4 protein-coding genes are annotated in these 2,995 nt (G+C 73.7%); 3 read left to right on the forward strand and 1 reads right to left on the reverse strand.

All coding sequences use genetic code 11. From position 1 onward, the window contains the following. Both AB0G02_RS33445 and AB0G02_RS33450 read left to right on the forward strand, forming a co-directional pair. The coding region (locus AB0G02_RS33445) for a tetratricopeptide repeat protein (protein ID WP_360802332.1) at positions 1-311 on the forward strand (311 nt) is incomplete at its 5' end. Positions 312-454: 143 nt separating this feature from the next. Next, complete coding sequence (locus AB0G02_RS33450) at positions 455-2,071, forward strand: serine/threonine-protein kinase (RefSeq protein WP_360802335.1); 1,617 nt, start codon at positions 455-457, stop codon at positions 2,069-2,071. 103 nt (positions 2,072-2,174) lie between these two features. Here the strand turns inward: AB0G02_RS33450 and AB0G02_RS33455 are convergent, their stop codons facing one another. Further along, positions 2,175-2,312: a hypothetical protein gene (locus AB0G02_RS33455; protein WP_360802338.1), complete on the reverse strand. Its 138-nt coding sequence runs from the start codon at positions 2,310-2,312 to the stop codon at positions 2,175-2,177. A 220-nt stretch (positions 2,313-2,532) separates the two neighbouring features. Between AB0G02_RS33455 and AB0G02_RS33460 the strand changes: the two genes are divergently transcribed. After that, positions 2,533-2,964, forward strand: a complete 432-nt coding sequence (locus AB0G02_RS33460; protein WP_360802342.1) for an SRPBCC domain-containing protein — start codon at positions 2,533-2,535, stop codon at positions 2,962-2,964. The last annotated feature ends 31 nt before the right edge of the window (positions 2,965-2,995 follow it).

Here is a 2,995-nt window from a genome sequence, read left to right on the forward strand (position 1 = left end):
GTGGACGGCCCGGCGCCGCCGTGCAGGACCTGACCCGCGCCCTGGACGTCGTGGGCGACGACCCGGACGTCCTGCTGAACCGCGGTATCGCGCACGCCGCGCTGAGCGACCCGGCGGCGGCGATCCGGGACTTCGACCGCGCCCTGGCGCTGCCGGACGCCGACGTCGCGGAACTGCGCTACCAGCGCGGCGTGTGCCTGCTGCGCACCGAGGAGCGGGCGCGCGCGGCGGAAGACCTGCGGGAGTGCCTGCGGCTGGGCGAGCACGAGGAGGAGATCACCGCCCTGCTGTCCCGCGTCACCACAGCCTGACCGCGTCACGCCGCCCGATCCGGGTCACGGCGCTTGACCCGCGTCACGCCGGCTGACCACCGGGGAGTCGCGGTAGCCTCCGGAACCCTCGGGGCCGGCCTTCGGCTGCCCCGGCGCAGGGGTGCACGGGGAGCGCGGGTGACATGGCTGACGAGATGTTCGGGCCCTACCGGATCGGCCCGCTGCTCGGGCGCGGCGGGATGGGCGAGGTGCACCGGGCCCACGACACCGCGCACGACCGGGACGTGGCGCTCAAGCGGCTCCCGCCCGCCTTCCACGACGACGCCGCCTTCCGCGCCCGCTTCCGGCGGGAGGCCCGGATCGCGGCCCGGCTGCGGGAGCCGCACGTCATCCCGATCCACGCCTACGGCGAGATCGACGGGCGGCTCTACCTCGACATGCGACTGGTCGAGGGCACCGACCTGGGCGACGTGATCGCGCGCGGCCCGCTGGAGGTCGACCGGGCGGTGCGGATCGTGGAGCAGGTGGCGAGCGCGCTCGACGCCGCGCACGCGGACGGGCTGGTGCACCGCGACGTCAAGCCGTCCAACGTCCTGCTCACGCCGGGCGACTTCGTGTACCTGGTGGACTTCGGCATCGCGCGCAGCACCTCGCCCACCGCCACCCACATCACGGCGACCGACCAGGTGGTTGGCACCCTCGACTACATGGCGCCGGAGCGGTTCGGCACCGCGCCGGTCGACGCGCGGGCGGACACCTACGCGCTCGCGTGCGTGCTCTACACCTGCCTGACCGGACGCCGGCCGTTCGAGGCAGTCAACGTGGCGGCGCTGATCCGGGCGCACCTCGACGCACCACCGCCGAGGGCCGCGGCCCTCAACTCCGCTGTGCCCGCCGCCCTGGACGACGTGATCGCCCGCGGCATGGCCAAGGACCCGGCCGCCCGCCACGAGAGCGCGAGCGCTCTGGCCGCCGCCGCCCGCGCCGCCACTCCCCCGACCCCGCCCGCGAAACCCGCACCCGCCGTCACCGACCGCCTGGCACCGGACGTCGACCAGACCGCCGCCGTGCCCCGATTACCGGGCGTGCCGCCACCCGACCGCACCACCCCGCTCGTTCCCGGCGCACGACCACCGGACGCGCCGGGCAACCGCCGCCTGGTGCTCGCCGCGCTCGCGACGGCCGCCGTCCTGGTCGCCGGCTACCTGGTCTTCAACGGCATCCCGGGCCGGTCCGGCACCGCCTCCTCCACCACCGCGAGCGCGGATCCGACGACCGAGCCGACGACGTCCACGAGCACGACCTCCGGCCCGAACCCGGAGGAGCAGAGCCTCTTCGGCTCCATGCCGGCGGTCTACCGGACCGGCGGCACCTGCGTCACCGAACCGCCCGACGCCGAAGGTGTGCTGGCGAAGTTCGCCTGCACCGGGAACTCGGCGTGGAGCCCCCGCTGGACCCCGCCGGCCCGCGCGGAGTTCCGCCTCTTCACCAGCCCCGACGCCCAGGAGAAGCACTTCCGGGCCCTGGTCGGCAGCCGGAACATCCCGCGCGACGACGACGGGCTCGGGTGCGGCCCGGACGGCACCCCCGAGCACTACTCGCCCTACCTGCGCGACGCGGACAACCAGCTCGCCGGGGACCTCATCACCTGCTACCTCGACGGCGGCACGGGAGTGCTGTGGTGGACCGACGTGCTCACCCGCACGACCGGCACCCTGGTCACCGCACCCGACGCCACCGGCGCGACGCTCGACTCCCTCCGCTCCTGGTGGGCGGCGAACATCCTCAACGGGAAGTGACGGCCGGTCGGTCCCCGCGCCGTGTGGCTGATCGCGCCGCCGGCCGAGGAGGTGGTGTTTCGGGGCGTGCTGTGGCGCGCGGCCCCGCCGACCTCGTGGCCGGTCAGACGGTGGTGAACCCGATCGTCGCGGCGTGGATCGGGATGGCGCTGCTCGACGAGACGCACGGCGCGGGCCGCGGCACGGTGGTCGCGCTGGTGACCAGTGCCGCCGTGTCGCCGGCCGGGATCGCCGCCGCCACCGGTCGGAGATCCGCTTCGGACGGAGATCGGCTCCGGGTGTGGGAGCGGCGGGGCGAGGTACCCTCGGGGCGAACGGGCGGATGTCCATTCACCCGGCCGGTTTCCGAGCTTCCATCCCTTTTTCACTCCTGTGGTTGATCCCCGAACGACTTTGTTGACGCAACCAGGTGGTTGCGATACGGTCGGCAACCGAATCGTTGCTACTCGTGAGAGGCCGTCATGGGTTTTCCTGATCGCATCGAGCGGACCGTGGAGATCGCCCAACCGCCGAACAAGGTGTGGGCGGCGCTGACCACGGCCGAGGGCCTCGGCTCGTGGTTCGGCGACGAGGCGGCGATCGACCTGCGCCCCGGCGGTTCGGCCTGGATGAGGTGGACCGACGGGCAGGCGACCGAGATGCGCGTGGAGAGGGTGGAGGAGCCCGCCGTGTTCGGCTTCACCTGGCACGTCTTCGGGATCCCCGAGGACGACCCGCGCCGCACCTACGTCGAGTTCACCTTGGAGCCGGTCGCGGAGGGCACCCGGTTGACGGTGGTCGAGACCGGGTTCGCGCAGCTGTCGGAGGACGGCTACCGGAAGGGGTACGAGTCGCACACCCAGGGCTGGGCCAGCGAGTTGGGTGAGCTGGTCGACTACCTCGACGCCGCCTGACGCCGATGCTGCCGGACGCCGAGGCGGTCGC

The organism is Actinosynnema sp. NPDC023658 (assembly GCF_040639995.1).
Taxonomy (GTDB): domain Bacteria; phylum Actinomycetota; class Actinomycetes; order Mycobacteriales; family Pseudonocardiaceae; genus Actinosynnema.

Bases quoted from the DNA above. Each gene is read 5' to 3' on its own strand.
- AB0G02_RS33460 (WP_360802342.1), top strand. From the start codon at position 2,533: ATGGGTTTTCCTGATCGCATCGAGCGGACCGTGGAGATCGCCCAACCG.
- AB0G02_RS33450 (WP_360802335.1), top strand. From the start codon at position 455: ATGGCTGACGAGATGTTCGGGCCCTACCGGATCGGCCCGCTGCTCGGG.